The sequence below is a fragment of the Ruegeria sp. BF12 genome, from assembly GCF_056538705.1.
The window spans coordinates 90,424-104,378 of sequence record NZ_JBQFTP010000006.1 but is presented as its reverse complement, the minus strand read 5'-3'; the positions used below and the strand labels follow the sequence as shown (position 1 = coordinate 104,378).

The 13,955-nt window shown below is 59.1% G+C and carries 13 protein-coding genes; 6 read left to right on the top strand and 7 right to left on the bottom strand.

Features of this window, described 5'->3' with window-relative positions:
- Window positions 1–27: 27 nt before the first annotated feature.
- Window positions 28–714 carry a rhomboid family intramembrane serine protease gene (locus tag ACR0J0_RS11560; protein ID WP_480664073.1) on the top strand — a complete coding sequence of 229 codons (687 nt, stop codon included), beginning with the start codon at window positions 28–30 and terminating at the stop codon, window positions 712–714.
- Here the strand turns inward: ACR0J0_RS11560 and murJ are convergent, their stop codons facing one another.
- From murJ to ACR0J0_RS11545, 3 genes are read right to left on the bottom strand one after another with little or no spacing between them, the layout of a single operon-like run.
- A complete protein-coding gene (gene murJ, locus ACR0J0_RS11555; RefSeq protein ID WP_480664072.1) occupies window positions 715–2,256 on the bottom strand; it encodes a murein biosynthesis integral membrane protein MurJ in 1,542 nt (513 codons plus the stop codon).
- Window positions 2,253–5,072 carry a [protein-PII] uridylyltransferase gene (locus tag ACR0J0_RS11550; RefSeq protein ID WP_480664071.1) on the bottom strand — a complete coding sequence of 940 codons (2,820 nt, stop codon included), beginning with the start codon at window positions 5,070–5,072 and terminating at the stop codon, window positions 2,253–2,255. Before ACR0J0_RS11550 ends, murJ begins: the two co-directional genes overlap by 4 nt.
- Window positions 5,032–6,204 (bottom strand): penicillin-binding protein activator, encoded by a 1,173-nt coding sequence (locus ACR0J0_RS11545; protein ID WP_480664070.1) that lies wholly within the window; start codon window positions 6,202–6,204, stop codon window positions 5,032–5,034. Before ACR0J0_RS11545 ends, ACR0J0_RS11550 begins: the two co-directional genes overlap by 41 nt.
- A gap of 88 nt (window positions 6,205–6,292) precedes the next feature.
- Between ACR0J0_RS11545 and rsmI the strand changes: the two genes are divergently transcribed.
- The 3 genes from rsmI to gshB all read left to right on the top strand — a co-directional run bounded on the left by rsmI (window position 6,293) and on the right by gshB (window position 8,517).
- On the top strand, window positions 6,293–7,150 hold the full coding sequence (gene rsmI / locus ACR0J0_RS11540; protein WP_480664068.1) for a 16S rRNA (cytidine(1402)-2'-O)-methyltransferase: 858 nt from the start codon (window positions 6,293–6,295) through the stop codon (window positions 7,148–7,150).
- A gap of 1 nt (window position 7,151) precedes the next feature.
- The gene (locus ACR0J0_RS11535; protein ID WP_480664066.1) at window positions 7,152–7,523 is read left to right on the top strand and encodes a YraN family protein; all 372 of its coding nucleotides are present in this window, start codon (window positions 7,152–7,154) and stop codon (window positions 7,521–7,523) included.
- A gap of 61 nt (window positions 7,524–7,584) precedes the next feature.
- Complete coding sequence (gene gshB / locus ACR0J0_RS11530; protein ID WP_480664064.1) at window positions 7,585–8,517, top strand: glutathione synthase; 933 nt, start codon at window positions 7,585–7,587, stop codon at window positions 8,515–8,517.
- On the opposite strand, the gene ACR0J0_RS11525 is transcribed toward gshB, so the two are convergent.
- The 4 genes from ACR0J0_RS11525 to cobU are packed head-to-tail and all read right to left on the bottom strand — an operon-like array spanning window position 8,514 to window position 12,113.
- A complete protein-coding gene (locus ACR0J0_RS11525) occupies window positions 8,514–10,028 on the bottom strand; it encodes a YifB family Mg chelatase-like AAA ATPase (protein ID WP_480664062.1) in 1,515 nt (504 codons plus the stop codon). The two genes, gshB and ACR0J0_RS11525, sit on opposite strands and share 4 nt — an antisense overlap.
- Window positions 10,029–10,073: 45 nt before the next feature.
- Window positions 10,074–10,958, bottom strand: a complete 885-nt coding sequence (locus ACR0J0_RS11520) for a glutathione S-transferase (RefSeq protein ID WP_480664060.1) — start codon at window positions 10,956–10,958, stop codon at window positions 10,074–10,076.
- A 58-nt stretch (window positions 10,959–11,016) separates the two neighbouring features.
- Entirely contained in the window at window positions 11,017–11,595 is a 579-nt protein-coding gene (locus ACR0J0_RS11515) for a histidine phosphatase family protein (protein WP_480664058.1), read from the bottom strand.
- A complete protein-coding gene (gene cobU / locus ACR0J0_RS11510; protein WP_480664056.1) occupies window positions 11,592–12,113 on the bottom strand; it encodes a bifunctional adenosylcobinamide kinase/adenosylcobinamide-phosphate guanylyltransferase in 522 nt (173 codons plus the stop codon). Before cobU ends, ACR0J0_RS11515 begins: the two co-directional genes overlap by 4 nt.
- A gap of 100 nt (window positions 12,114–12,213) precedes the next feature.
- On the opposite strand from cobU, the gene ACR0J0_RS11505 reads away from it, so the two are divergent.
- Both ACR0J0_RS11505 and ACR0J0_RS11500 read left to right on the top strand, forming a co-directional pair.
- Complete coding sequence (locus ACR0J0_RS11505) at window positions 12,214–13,092, top strand: RNA polymerase factor sigma-32 (protein WP_480664054.1); 879 nt, start codon at window positions 12,214–12,216, stop codon at window positions 13,090–13,092.
- The gene (locus tag ACR0J0_RS11500; RefSeq protein WP_480664052.1) at window positions 13,089–13,904 is read left to right on the top strand and encodes a ChaN family lipoprotein; all 816 of its coding nucleotides are present in this window, start codon (window positions 13,089–13,091) and stop codon (window positions 13,902–13,904) included. Before ACR0J0_RS11505 ends, ACR0J0_RS11500 begins: the two co-directional genes overlap by 4 nt.
- Window positions 13,905–13,955: the final 51 nt, after the last annotated feature.

The window sequence follows — 13,955 nt, the reverse complement described above, 5'->3', positions numbered from 1 at the left end:
CGTCAACAGCCGCGAAAGGCCACCCCAATGAGCAGTGAGCATTATACACCAGCCGTGAACCCTCTGCCGCCCGTGGTGGTGGCGTTGGTGTTGTTCATCATGGGGATCGAATTGGCGTTTACGCTGGGCACACGCGGGCTGATCGGCGGGCCGACGGCAGTCGGGTGGAGGTTGGACGCGTTGCAGAACTATTCTTTTTCCCCGGACATTTTCCACTGGATGATCGAGAACGGGCGCTGGCCATTTGAGCATGTGATCCGCTTCGTGACCTACCCGTTTGTCTCGGGCAGCTTTACCCAGGCAGTGTTCGTCAGCGTCTTTGTTCTGGCCATGGGGAAAATGGTGGCCGAAGTGTTTGGCGGCTTTCAGATGCTGATCATTTTCGTTTTGTCCGGCGTCGGCGGAGCGTTGGTCTACGCGCTTCTGCTGAACCCGAACTATCCGCTGGTCGGAGGGTTTCCCCCGGTTTATGGCCTGATCGGCGCGTTTACATGGCTGTTGTGGCGCAAGCTGTCGCTTGTGGGTGAAAATCAGTCTCGCGCTTTCAGCCTGATTGCGGTTCTGATGGGGATACAGCTGTTGTTCGGGCTGTTGTTCGGCGGCACCTCCGACTGGGTCGCAGACCTCGGCGGTTTTGCCACCGGTTTTGGCTTGTCATTCTTCCTGGCGCCCGGTGGATGGGCACGGATCGTCAGACGTATCCGCCGCGACTGATCAGGACCGTCGCAAGGCCTTCCTAAAGTCAGACACCTCGAACGCTTTGAAGAGATGACCCAGCATGAAATAGGATGCAGCGGCGACGACGATCAGGGTAAACAGCGCAACATAGCGCCATCCGGGGAGCTGGAAGGTCCAGCCAAAAAGATAAATGGCCGCATAGAGTACGGCACCCATACCCAACGAAGCCGCAACGATACGCCATGCGCGTCGCTTGAACCGATCGTCAAATCGCGCCTCTTCGCCGAAACGTCGTGCTCCGATCGCCAATAGGGCGACCATGGCCCAGCCCGCCGCCGAAGCCGCAATTGCCGGGGCGATCCATCCCACCAGCGGATACAAACCAAAGGCCAGCCCGGCATTCACGACCATAGCAACCACGGCATAGCGAAAGGGCGACCGTGTGTCTTCGCGCGCAAAGAACAGAGGTTGTAGCAGCTTTTGCAGCATGAAAGCAGGCAGGCCAATACCGTAGACCGCCACCGCCAGAGCCGTGGCCGTCGTATCCTCGGCGCTGAATTGGCCGCGTTCGAACAGGACAGAAACCAAGGGTACGGGAATAATAAGGAAGGCCACAGTCGACGGCAGGGTCAGCAACAGTGTGAACTCCCCGGCGCGGGAGTATGCATTGCGAGCACCATCCTTATCATCGGCCCTGAGGCGGCGCGACAGATCAGGCAGCAGGACGATCCCCACCGCGATGCCGACAACGCCCAAAGGCAGCTGGTACAGACGGTCAGCAGCGAACAGCCAGCTAACGGCTTTTTCTGTCTTTGAGGCGACCAATTGGCCAACGACCAAATTGACTTGCGTAACACCCATCGCCAACGCTGCCGGCACGGCGATGCGAACCATGCGGCGCATTTCGGGGCTCAGTTTCGGCATGCCCGGTCGGATGCGGATGCCCGCACGTTCCGTCGCGACCCAAACCAGCGCCAGCTGCGCGATTCCGGCCAGTGGGATGACGGCGATCAGCCACCGGATCACCTCGCCACCGGATAGTGCACCTGCGATCAGGGCGGTGCAGGCAAAGATGTTCAGCAACACGGGTGCGGCAGCGGCGGCGGCAAATCGGCCCGTCGCGTTCAGAACGCCGGAAAACAGGGCCGCCAGCGACATGAACAGGATGTAGGGAAAAACCACATACCCGTAGTCCACGGCCATATCGAACCGCTCGTCGCCATAAAACCCTTCTGCGGTCAGCCAGACCAGCCCCGGCATGAAGATCATCGCCAGCCCGACCAACGCCATTACGGCTGCCGCCAGCAGGTTAAAGGCGTCCTGCGCGAATCCCTGCGCGTTTTCCTCACCTTCCAGACGTTTGGAAAACATCGGCACGAACGCGGCGTTGAACGCGCCTTCGGCAAAGAAGCGGCGGAACATGTTGGGCAGGCGGAACGCGGCGACAAAGGCGTCCATTACTGGCCCGGGCCCAATAAAGGCGGTCAGTAGGATCTCTCGCAGAAAGCCCAAAATCCGGCTGGCGAGCGTCCAGAATCCGACCGTAAACAGGCCTGAAAACAACTGGATCTGTTTCATGAGATCGCGCGCTCCGCCCCTTCGGTGATGGCTTTGCGCAGCTTGGCCTCAAGACCGCGTTGCTTGCTTTCGGAGTGGTATTTCAGGCCGAACATGTCCTTGACGTAGAAGGTATCGACAACCTGCTCGCCATAGGTCGCGATTACGGCGTTGGCGATATAGACATTGGCCGCCGCCAGCGTTCTGGTCAGGTCATACAACAGGCCCGGACGATCGCGTGTGTCAACCTCGATGATGGTGTAGATCTCTGATCCGTCATTGTCGAAGATGATATGCGTCGGCACGTTGAAAGCGCGTTCCCGCTTCTTGATCTTGTCGCGCGATTTAAGGGCATCGCGCGCCACGACCTCACCCTTGAGCGTTTTGTGGATCATCTGGGTCAGGCGCGGCAGACGGCTGGCTTCGAACGGGTGGCCTTCGGCATCCTGAATCCAGAATGCGTCTGTCACATAGCCATCCTTGGTGGTATAGCTGCGGGCATCCACCACGTTGGCGCCCACCAAGGCGAGCGCGCCAGCGATGCGCGCGAAAATTCCAGGGTGGTCTGCCATCGCAAAGCAGGCGCGCGTCGCGTCACGGTCCTCGTCCGGGTGCAGACGGATTTCCATCGCACCGGGGTCGCCGCTGTGTTCCAGCGCCCGCAGCATTTCCGCGAACTCAATATGTGTCGAGAGGTTCAGACCCTGCCAGTAGGGTGCATAGTGCCGTCCTGTCTCGGCCTTCAGATCGACCTTGGTCCATTCGGACAATGCCGAGCGAAGCGCCTTTTTGGCTTCCGCGCCACGGTTGGCCCGGTTGAGGTCCTCCATACCGGTTTCCAGCGCCCGCTTGGTTTCGGCGTGCAAGGCCCGCAGCAAAGTGGCTTTCCAGTTGTTCCACGTGTTCGGGCCGACACCGCGAATGTCACACACCGTCAGAACCGTCAGCAGATCCAGCCGTTTGACCGTTTTCACCGCTTTTGCAAAGTCACGCACGGTCCGCGGGTCCGAGATATCACGCTTCTGTGCCATGTCCGACATCAACAGGTGATACCGCACCAGCCACTCGACAGTTTCAGAATCGGATTTGTTCAAACCCAGACGCGGCGCCACTTTCCGCGCGATCTGCGCTCCCAGAATGGAATGATCTTCAGGCCGCCCCTTGGCGATATCGTGCAGCAGCAGGGCGACGTAGAGAACCTTGCGATTGACTCCGCGCTTCAGGATTGATGAGGCCAACGGCAGTGACTCGACCAATTCGCCGCGTTCAATCTGGGCCAGGTTGACGATGGTCTGGATCGTGTGTTCGTCCACCGTATAGCTGTGATACATGTTGAACTGCATCATCGCCACGATGTGTTCGAATTCGGGTAGAAACGCCGACAATACACCCAGTTCGTTCATACGACGCAGGGCACGTTCCGGGTTGCCGTGCTTCAGCATCAGATCCAGAAAGATGCGCTGCGCCTCTTTGTCGTGGCGCATGTCTTCGTCGATCAGGTTCAGGTTGGCGGTTACCAGCCGCATTGCATCCGGATGGATCAGCATCCCGGTACGCAGCCCTTCATCGAATAGGCGCAAAAGGTTCAGTTTGTCGGCAAGGAACTTCTTCGGGTCGGCCACATCCAGGCGGCCGTGTACGACCCTGTATCCCGCTTTAACGCGTGGCCGGCGCCGGAAGATTCGTTCCAGCAGGGCTTCACCCTTTACATGAGCCGCTTCAAGCTTGGTCAGGAATATTCGGGTCAGCTCTCCAACCTTTGTGGCTTCGCGGAAATAGCGCTGCATGAACACTTCAACCGCGCGGCGTCCGGCCCGATCCTCATAGCCCATCCGGTCGGCAACCTCGACCTGCAGGTCAAAGGTCAGTTGTTCTGTCGCACGTCCGGTCACCAGATGAAGGTGTGATCGGACGGCCCACAGAAACTCCTCGGCCTGCAAGAAAGTATTGAATTCGTCAGAGGTAAACAGGCCCAGCGGAACCAGTTCGGCCACATCCTGTACGCCGTAGATGTACTTTGCGATCCAATAGAGCGACTGCAGATCGCGCAACCCGCCTTTGCCCTCTTTTACATTGGGCTCGACCATATAGCGCTCGCCCTGTTTGTGGTGGCGCTCGTCGCGCTCCTGCAGCTTGGCCTCAATGAACTGGCGTTCGCTGCCTTTGAACAGGTCGGTCTTCAGGCGGTTATCCAGCTCTTCGGCAAGCGCGGCGTCTCCGGCTAGGTATCGTTGCTCAAGCATGGCGGTGCGGATGGTGAAATCATCGGCACCCAAACGCAGGCAATCCTTGATGGTTCGGGACGAATGGCCCACCTTCAGACGCAAGTCCCAAAGGATGTAGAGCATGGATTCGATGACGCTCTCGGCCCAGGCGGTAATCTTATAAGGCGTCAGAAACAGCAGATCCACGTCTGAGGCCGGAGCCATCTCACCGCGCCCATACCCGCCGACGGCCAGAACAGCGATCCTTTCGCCCTGCGTCGGTGTGGCCAGGGGATGCAGGTGCAGGCTGGCCACCTGCATGGCGGTGCAAACAAGCCCATCGGTCAGATAGGTGTACGACCGGGTCAGGGGCCTTGCGTCAAAGGGGCGCTTGGCAAACGCGTCCGCAATAGCCTTGCGCCCAGCCTTTTGGGCGTCACGAAGAATGCGCACGGTCTCATTCCGCCGTGCGCCATTGTCCTGTGTGTCTTTAAAGGCTTCCGACAGCTGCGCCATGATGGCGTTACTATCGAAAATTTCATCGGCCGGGCAGATCAGCTCACCCTTGGGGGTGAGCATCAGCACCGGCTGATCAGAAACCGGCGCCGGAGAAGCTTTGAGGGGCGGAGTCAATCACTACTACCTGTTTGTTCTGGATCGTGGCAACGGCCAGACCGCGTTCGTTCGTGCCGTCGGACCGCAGGCGGAAAATACCGCCGACGCCCTGGAACCCGGCGTTCTGTGTCAGGGCTGAAGCGGTCAGCGCATCGGATTTGCCCTGGCTGACCAAAGCCGCAATTGCTGCGATGCCGTCATAGGCCAGCCCGCTGATCGGATGTGGTGCCTCGCCATAGGTGTTGTTGTACCGCTGACGATAGGCTTGCGCTTTGGCCGGGTCGGGCAGGGCGAACCAGCCGCCCTGTACACCGGGCAGCTCCAACGTTTGCGCCGGGATGTCCCAACGTGTCAGGCCGATGAACTGGGTTGTTGCCGGTGAAACACCCGCCTCGGGCAGCAATTGGGTGTACAGCGGCAGCGCGCCTGCTGTCGTGGCCGTCAAAAATAGCGAGTCCGCGCCGGAGGAATCCACGGTCGCCTTGATTGTCGGGACGGAATTGATAACGCCCTGCTGCGAACGGTCATAGCCGACCGTCCCTGCATTGTTCACGCGGCTGCTGCTAAGTGCGTTTGCAATCGCCGACTGGCCAAGCTGACCGGCGGCATCATTACTGTGGACGATGACCATACCGGACTTGCCCTGTGATCCGGCGAAATTGACCAGGCGGTTGGCCGTGTTCTGGAAAGTCGGACCCAAAACGAAGACGTTGCCGCCCGCGATGCTGGTATTATTCGAGAAGGACAGAACGTTGACGTTGTTGTTGAGGACGGACAGACCGGCAGAGTTTGCCGCCTGTGCATAGACCGGTCCAAGAATAATCTTCGCACCGTCCGCAACCGCCTGCTGTGCAACCGTCGCAGCGGTATTCGAGCTGCCCCTCGTGTCGTAAACGCGAAGGTCGATCTGTACGTTTTGCAAGTCAGCCATGGCTAGGCGGGCCGCGTTTTCAAGGCTCCGCGCCAATGCTGCATCACCGGAATTTCCCGATCCCGCAGGCACCAACAGGGCGACCGGAACGGGTTTGGACGTGTTGATCGATGGTCCTCCACCCAGGCCACCGGGCTCACACGCGGCCAGCAATGCGGCGGTTGCCAAGATAGCGGCGGATTTCGCCAGCTTGCGAACGGGCTTGCAAACGGTAAACATCTAAATGAAAACTCCCTGTCCCGGCGACTTGGGATGCCGCCAATCTGTTAGGTTGCGATAATAAACGTCACGCTGTGAGGGTCCAGCTTTGAATTTCCAAAAAGTAAGATTGGGCGCTGGCCTGTATTTTATTGCCACTCCGATTGGAACGGCGCGCGATATCACGCTCAGAGCGCTGGACGTGCTGGCGTCAGCAGATGTGATCGCTGCAGAAGACACGCGCAGCCTGCGTCGGTTGATGGAGATACATGGCGTGCCCTTGGATGGACGCCGAATCTTGGCCTATCACGACCACAGTGGCGCGGGCGCGCGAGGGAAAATTCTGGACGCGCTAAGCGAGGGGAAGTCCGTCGCTTATGCGTCCGAGGCCGGAATGCCGCTGATCGCCGATCCGGGTTATGATCTGGGACGGCAAGCAGCCGAGGCGGGCTATATGGTGACTTGTGCGCCGGGGCCTTCCGCGGCGCTGATGGCGCTGACGCTGGCGGGGTTGCCCACGGATGCGTTCTTTTTTGCCGGGTTCCTGCCCAACGCATCCGGCGCACGCCGGTCCCGGATCGAAGCGTTGCGGGATGTGCCGGGCACTCTGGTCTTTTACGAGTCGCCCAAGCGCGTGGCGGCGTGTTTGTCCGATCTGGCCGATGTGCTGGGTGAAAACCGCCAGGCTGCGATGTGCCGCGAGCTTACCAAGAAGTTCGAAGAGGTCCGGCGAGGGTCATTGGAGGAATTGGCCGCAGAGTTGCAGGGGAAGACCGTCAAGGGCGAGATCGTCCTGCTGGTGGACCGGGGGCATTCGGAAACTGTTAACGAATCCGACATAGAAGAGGCTTTGAAACGAGCCTTGGAGACCCACTCGGTTCGGGATGCGGCCGATCTGGTGTCAGAGATGTTCAAGCTGCCGCGTCGTCCGATCTATCAGAAGGCTCTGAAGCTGGGAAAGGGATGACATGACCGCGCGATCCGTTCGAAGCTCGGTTTCTTATCATGCCGGGCAGGCGGCCGAGCAACAGGTCGCGGCAGAGTACGAACGACGAGGCTTTTCCATAGCTCACCAACGCTGGCGCGGGGCGGGCGGAGAGATCGACCTGATTGCGCGCGATGCAGAGGGCGTCGTTTTCGTCGAGGTAAAGAAAAGCAGCAGTTTTGAAGCGGCGGCAAGGCGGATCAACCGGCGGCAAATGGACAGGATTTGCGCCTCTGCCGCCCAGTTCCTGAAGACGGAACCAAACGGCCAACTAACGAATGTGCGATTTGACGCAGCTTTAGTCGATGCCTCAGGTACCGTTCAAATCATCGAAAACGCGTTCGATCTGGGCTGATCCCCATTGATCCCCCAGCCCTGCTGGGCCATGTATCTGGCGTGAAACTGAGGGACACGCCATGAAAATCGCCTTTCAGATGGACCCGATCGGGGCCGTGGATATCAATGCCGACAGTTCATTCCGGCTGGCCGAAGAGGCACAGGCGCGTGGGCACACGCTGTTTTTCTACAGCCCGGATCAGTTAGCCTATCAGGAAGGGCGGATCACTGCGCGTGGTCAGGACATGAAGGTCCAGCGCGTGGCAGGTAATCCAGCCGAACTTGGATCCGAGCGCGAAGTGGACCTTTCTGAGTTTGATGTGATCTGGCTGCGCCAGGACCCTCCGTTCGATATGCACTATATCACGTCGACCCACCTGTTGGACCGCCTTAAGGGGCAGGTTCTGGTGGTCAATGACCCGTTCTGGGTACGCAACTACCCTGAAAAGCTGCTGGTTCTGGATTTCCCGGACCTGACCCCGCCGACAACAATTGCGCGCGACCTGCAGACCATCAAAGTGTTCAAGGAAAAGCACGGCGACGTCATTCTCAAGCCGCTCTATGGCAATGGCGGTGCCGGAGTTTTCCGGTTGGATGCTAATGACCGCAACCTGACCTCGTTGCATGAGTTGTTCACCGGGTTCTCGCGCGAGCCTCTGATCGTTCAGAAATTTCTGCCGGATGTCAGCAATGGCGACAAACGTATCATTCTCGTCGACGGTGAGGCCGTAGGCGCGATCAACCGCGTGCCAGCCGCCGGTGAGACCCGTTCGAACATGCATGTCGGTGGTCGTCCGGAAAAAATTGACCTGTCCGAGCGCGATCTGGAAATCTGCGCTGCGATTGGACCGTTGCTGAAAGAAAAAGGTCAGGTTTTTGTCGGAATTGACGTGATCGGGGATTACCTGACCGAGATCAACGTGACCTCACCAACCGGTATTCAGGAGTTGGAACGGTTCAACGGTGTGAACATTGCCGAAAAAATCTGGCAGGCGATTGAAGCCAAAATCTAAGATGCAGCTTTGGCGCTGATGCGAAAGCTGAGCGCCTCGGCCACATGAGGGCGCCGGACATCCGGTGCCCCGTCCAAGTCGGCGATCGTACGGGCGACCCGCAAGATGCGGTGAAAGGCCCGCGCCGACAGGCCAAAGCGTTTGGCGGCCCTCAGCAACAGTTCCTTGCCTTCGGCATCCGGAGCGGCGATTTCTTCCAGCTGTTTGCCTTCGACATCGGCGTTTTGGCGTGTCGAAGGGGTTTCGCGGAACCGCTCGGCCTGAATTATGCGGGCTTGTTCAACGCGTGCAGCCACCGTGGCCGAACTGTCACCGGATGGCGGTAAATCCAGATCGGTAAATCCAACCGGCGGCACCTCGATCCGCAGATCAAACCTGTCCATCAGAGGTCCGGATATACGCCCCAGATAGTCCTCTCCGCATACAGGCGCGCGGGAGCAGGCGCGTCCGGGGTCGGTCAGGTAGCCGCATTTGCAGGGGTTGGCGGCTGCCACTAGCATGAACCGGCAGGGGTACTTCACATGCGCGTTCGCACGCGCGACCATGACTTCTCCGGTTTCGATGGGTTGGCGCAGGGTTTCGAGAACCGTGCGGGGAAATTCGGGGAATTCGTCCATGAACAGAACGCCGTTATGGGCCAATGAAATCTCGCCCGGCTTCGCCCCCCGGCCACCGCCGACAATAGCGGCCATGGATGCGGTGTGGTGCGGTTCGCGAAATGGGCGGCTGCGGCTGATGCCACCCTCGTCCAATAGACCGCAAAGAGATTGGATCATTGAGGTTTCCAGCGCCTCGGCCGGTGTCAGAGGCGGTAGAATTCCAGGCAGGCGGGCAGCCAGCATGGATTTGCCCGAACCAGGCGTGCCGATCATGATCAGGTGGTGCCGCCCGGCCGCGGCGATTTCCAAAGCACGCTTGGCGCGCTCCTGCCCCTTTACGTCGCGCAGATCACGCGAGCTGGGCTCAAGTTTGACTTCACCGGGTTGCGCGGCGGGCAGCGGAGACTGTCCTGAGAAATGCCGCACGACGTCACCTAATGAGCTGGCCCCGATCACTTGTGTCGCATCGACCCATGCCGCCTCGGCGCTGGAGGCGCGTGGGCAGAGCAAAGCCCTATCCTCGGCTGCAGCGGTCATTGCGGCGGGCAGGGCGCCAACCACTGGCACCAATGAGCCATCCAAAGACAACTCGCCCAGCGATACCGAGCCTTCGGCGGCGTCAGCAGGGATGATCTCTAACGCTGACAGTAACGCAACGGCGATAGGCAGGTCGAAATGGCTGCCTTCCTTGGGTAAATCCGCCGGAGACAAGTTGATCGTGATCCGTTTTGACGGCAAGGCGATCGCCATCGAACTCAGCGCGCTGCGCACGCGATCCCGCGCCTCGGACACAGCTTTGTCGGGCAGGCCAACGATGGAAAAGGCAGGCAGGCCCGGCGAGACGGCGCATTGCACCTCGACCGGGCGGGCATCGACCCCTTGGAATGCAACAGTGTGGGCGCGGGCGACCATGAACGACCTTTTTGGTTAACAGGTCGTTGCTGCCACAGTTGCGGTTTAAGAATCGTTAACAGCGTCCACCATGTCCATGAATTTTGACCAGGCACCCGGGTCTGCGACGGTTTTGTCGCGGCAGAATCGGTTGCAGAACCCCCAGCGTTGGCCATCCAACTCAAGGACGGTTGTGACCGGCTTCCCGGAATAAGGGCAGGTATCGTTGATTGATTCCGTGCCTTCAACGGGCTTTGCCGTTGAGATTCCGCCGACTGGCCATCGGGCTGACGGCAGGTCTTCTGCGTATGGGAAAGGGTCGTAGCGGACCGTCAGCCCCATCGCGCGCCACTGGCGGACCGGGGTATCCGACAGCAGTTCAAGACAGTATTCGCGATTGGCGTCAGAGACCGGCAATCCGTAGCCAATAATCCGTGCCGCGACTGGTGTATAAAACACGTCCGCCAACGAATAGGTGCCGAAAAGGGGGCCTGATGCCGATCCGGACATGTCACGCGCATGGGCCCAAAGTGTCTCAATCCGCTGCAAATCAGCCCGGGTTTCCGGTGATGGTTCGAACCCCTGCCAGCAGTGCTTCAACTGCATTGGGCACTGGCCGCGCAATGCGGTGAATCCGGCCACCATTTCGCTGCAAAGCCACCTTGCCGTCGCCCTTGCCGCAGGATCTGAGGGCCACATGCCAGCATCTGGATGCAACTCGGCCAAAGTTTCCGCCATCGCCAGGCTTTCACCGACGACCGTACCGTCAGGCAGCCGCAACGCCGGTACGAGGCGGGCAGGGGCAAGGGGTTTCATATCTTCGGTCATGGTGCCGGAATACAGCCCGATCATGTGGGACCGATAGGGCAGGCCGAACTTCTCGAGCATCAGCCACCCGCGCATGGACCAGCTGGAAAACAGGCGGTCTCCGATAAACAAATCATAAGTCATGACTAAACGATGGCGTGGCTGCGCCGTTCAGTAAATCAGTGATTTGTGCGAGGTTGCATCACGGAAGGTGATTGATCCGCCCAACTGACCAATGGGCACCGTGATGAGTGATTTCGGTGACCGAGAGATTGTCGATGCGGTGGCTTAGCGCTTCGTTCGCGTCGACATCGAGCGCCCGTTGGACTTGCGTCAGGATCACGCCAAAATGCGCAACAACCACGAGGTCGTGTCCGGTGTACTGTGCGATCAACCGGTCAACGGCGGTGTCTACGCGGGCTCGGACCTCGTTCCAGCTTTCCCCATTCGGGGGTCGTACATCGCCGGGGTTGTCCCAGTAGGAGAAGGCAAGCTCGGGGTCTTCAGCCTCGATTTCTTTGAAACCACGCAACTCCCAAGCGCCGAAGTTGATCTCGCGCAGGTCGGGCAAATGCGGAAGGCGCGGACGTGCGCCCTGAATGGCCGTGGCGGTATCGGCGGCGCGGCATAGGTCAGAGGATACGACAACGGCATTTGCAGGCAAGTGATCGTGCAATCGGGCAACGGCGTCGCGATCGCTCAGGTCGGCGGGCAGATCGGACCAGCCAACCATGGTTTTGGCGTGGGTCGGGCCGTGGCGTACGAGATGCAAACGTGTCAATCCAATCGCCCCTTCAAAACCAATGGAAGGCCAGCAGTTACCTGAACAACCAAATCGGCCTCGGCTGCCAAAGCGATGTTCAACCGCCCCTGCGCCTCGCGAAACTGACGGGACAGGGCGTTATCCGGGACAATACCATGCCCCACCTCGTTCGAAACGACGACGACCTGCGCGCGACAAAGGCGCAGGGATTGCAAAAGCGCGCCTTGCGCCTGTTGCAGATCGCTTTCAGCCAACAGGTGATTTGTCAGCCACATGGTCGCACAGTCGATCAGGCAAACGTCGTCGGGCGTCAGATTGGCCAGTGCCGGGCCAAGGTCATATGGGGCTTCGATGGTTTTCCATCCTTCGCCGCGTTGGGATATGTGGCGCTGAACCTTCTGTTTCATCTCGTCATCAAACACTTGTGATGTTGCGAGATAAGTCTTCTTTTTTGCTGACGAAACAACAAGTTGCTCGGCGAAAGCCGACTTGCCCGAGGCCGCGCCTCCCAGCACAAAGGTTAAATCCGGACCCACGATAATTACCTTTCATGTGATCCACCCGGTCTTGTTCTGCGTATCGACCATATGTCGGCAAAGCAAGCCCGGCTCGCGCCTGTGAAAAGGGGAGATTTCCATGGCACTGGACAACGCAAACGATTTTTCGATGTCCCGGAAGGCAATGAAGGCCGAGCTTCTGGACGCGGAAACCGAATTGCAACTGGCATACGCATGGCGGGACGACCGCGATGAACAAGCCCTGCACCGACTGATTACAGCTTATATGAGGCTGGCGATTTCAATGGCCGCCAAGTTCAAACGCTATGGCGCGCCGATGAATGACCTGATCCAGGAAGCAGGGCTGGGTTTGATGAAAGCCGCAGACAAATTCGATCCTGATCGTGGTGTGCGGTTTTCGACCTATGCTGTCTGGTGGATCAAGGCGAGCATTCAGGATTACGTCATGCGCAACTGGTCCATGGTCCGGACCGGTTCGACGTCGTCGCAGAAATCCCTGTTTTTTAACATGAGGCGTGTGCAGGCGCGGCTAGAGCGTGAGGCTGCGACCGAAGGAATGGAACTGGACCGTCATCAGCTTCATCAGATGATCGCGGCGGAAATCGGTGTTCCACTTCGTGATGTGGAAATGATGGAGGGTCGCCTATCGGGGTCGGATTTTTCATTGAATGCTGTTCAATCGGCGGACGAGGATGGGCGCGAATGGATCGATGCCCTTGAAGATGAACGTGAACAGGCGGCCGAGGCGGTCGAAAACAGCCATGATACCGAGCAATTGCGCGAATGGCTGCTGACCGCGATGCAGGCGCTGAACGACCGGGAACGGTTTATTGTACGCGAACGAAAGCTTCGTGAACCAGCGCGGACACTGGAGAGTCTTGGACAGGAACTTGGCCTGTCGAAGGAACGCGTCCGTCAGCTTGAGGCCGCGGCCTTCGTGAAAATGCGGAAGAACCTTGAAGCTCAATCGCGTGAGGTGCAACACTTCATCGCATGAGACAGCTTGCGATTCTGCTTTGTACACTTGTGGTTACGGCCAACGCTGCCCGGGCCGATGACCTGATACCTGACGATGTGCTAACCGCGATGAACGCGGCGGACGTTGTGATATTGGGCGAAATCCACGACAACCCGCAGCACCATGTTATCCAGGCCGAAGCGCTGAAGGCGATCGGGCCGTCAGCCGTGGTTTGGGAAATGGTGACCGAAGAGGGTGCTCAGCGTCTTGCGGACAAGGCCGTTTCCGACCCGGAAGAGCTTTCAAGAATTCTGAAGTGGCTTGAATCCGGATGGCCTCCACTAAGCATGTATTACCCGGTGTTTCAGGCTTCGGACGCACCGGTTTACGGAGCGATGGTTCCACGAGCAGCGGCCCGGGCGGCAATGGAACGCGGCGCTGCCACCGCCTTGGGCGCAGACGCGGCCCGGTATGGCCTGACGGTTCCGTTGCCGAAGGAGGAACAGACCGCGCGAGAGGCCGATCAAATGGCGGCTCATTGCAATGCGTTACCAGAGAGTGCCCTGCCGCAGCTTGTCGCGATTCAAAGATTGCGAGACGCGGTGCTGACGCGGGCGATATTGCGTGCGACGGATGAAACCGGCGGGCCTGTTGCGGTGATCACAGGCAACGGCCATGCCCGAAAGGACCGGGGTATCCCGACCTTTCTGTCCCGAATGAGCCCGGGTTTGAATGTCTTTGTGCTGGGTCAATCCGAAGACGGGATCGTTGAAGGTGAGTTTGACGCCGTGATTGACAGTCCAAGCATCGAGCGCGAAGACCCGTGTCTGGCGTTTGAGACGCAGAATTAACCGCTGGAACTGTCCCTTGGCCTTGCCTAATGTCAGGCCGACCGGGACGGG

What these genes read in the sequence shown, in the direction of transcription:
- ACR0J0_RS11560 (WP_480664073.1), top strand. Translation starts at nt 28, where the DNA reads ATGAGCAGTGAGCATTATACACCAGCCGTGAACCCTCTGCCGCCCGTG.
- gshB (WP_480664064.1), top strand. Translation starts at nt 7,585, where the DNA reads ATGAAAATCGCCTTTCAGATGGACCCGATCGGGGCCGTGGATATCAAT.
- ACR0J0_RS11545 (WP_480664070.1), bottom strand. Translation starts at nt 6,204, where the DNA reads ATGTTTACCGTTTGCAAGCCCGTTCGCAAGCTGGCGAAATCCGCCGCT.
- ACR0J0_RS11525 (WP_480664062.1), bottom strand. Translation starts at nt 10,028, where the DNA reads ATGGTCGCCCGCGCCCACACTGTTGCATTCCAAGGGGTCGATGCCCGC.
- murJ (WP_480664072.1), bottom strand. Translation starts at nt 2,256, where the DNA reads ATGAAACAGATCCAGTTGTTTTCAGGCCTGTTTACGGTCGGATTCTGG.
- ACR0J0_RS11535 (WP_480664066.1), top strand. Translation starts at nt 7,152, where the DNA reads ATGACCGCGCGATCCGTTCGAAGCTCGGTTTCTTATCATGCCGGGCAG.
- ACR0J0_RS11500 (WP_480664052.1), top strand. Translation starts at nt 13,089, where the DNA reads ATGAGACAGCTTGCGATTCTGCTTTGTACACTTGTGGTTACGGCCAAC.
- ACR0J0_RS11505 (WP_480664054.1), top strand. Translation starts at nt 12,214, where the DNA reads ATGGCACTGGACAACGCAAACGATTTTTCGATGTCCCGGAAGGCAATG.
- ACR0J0_RS11520 (WP_480664060.1), bottom strand. Translation starts at nt 10,958, where the DNA reads ATGACTTATGATTTGTTTATCGGAGACCGCCTGTTTTCCAGCTGGTCC.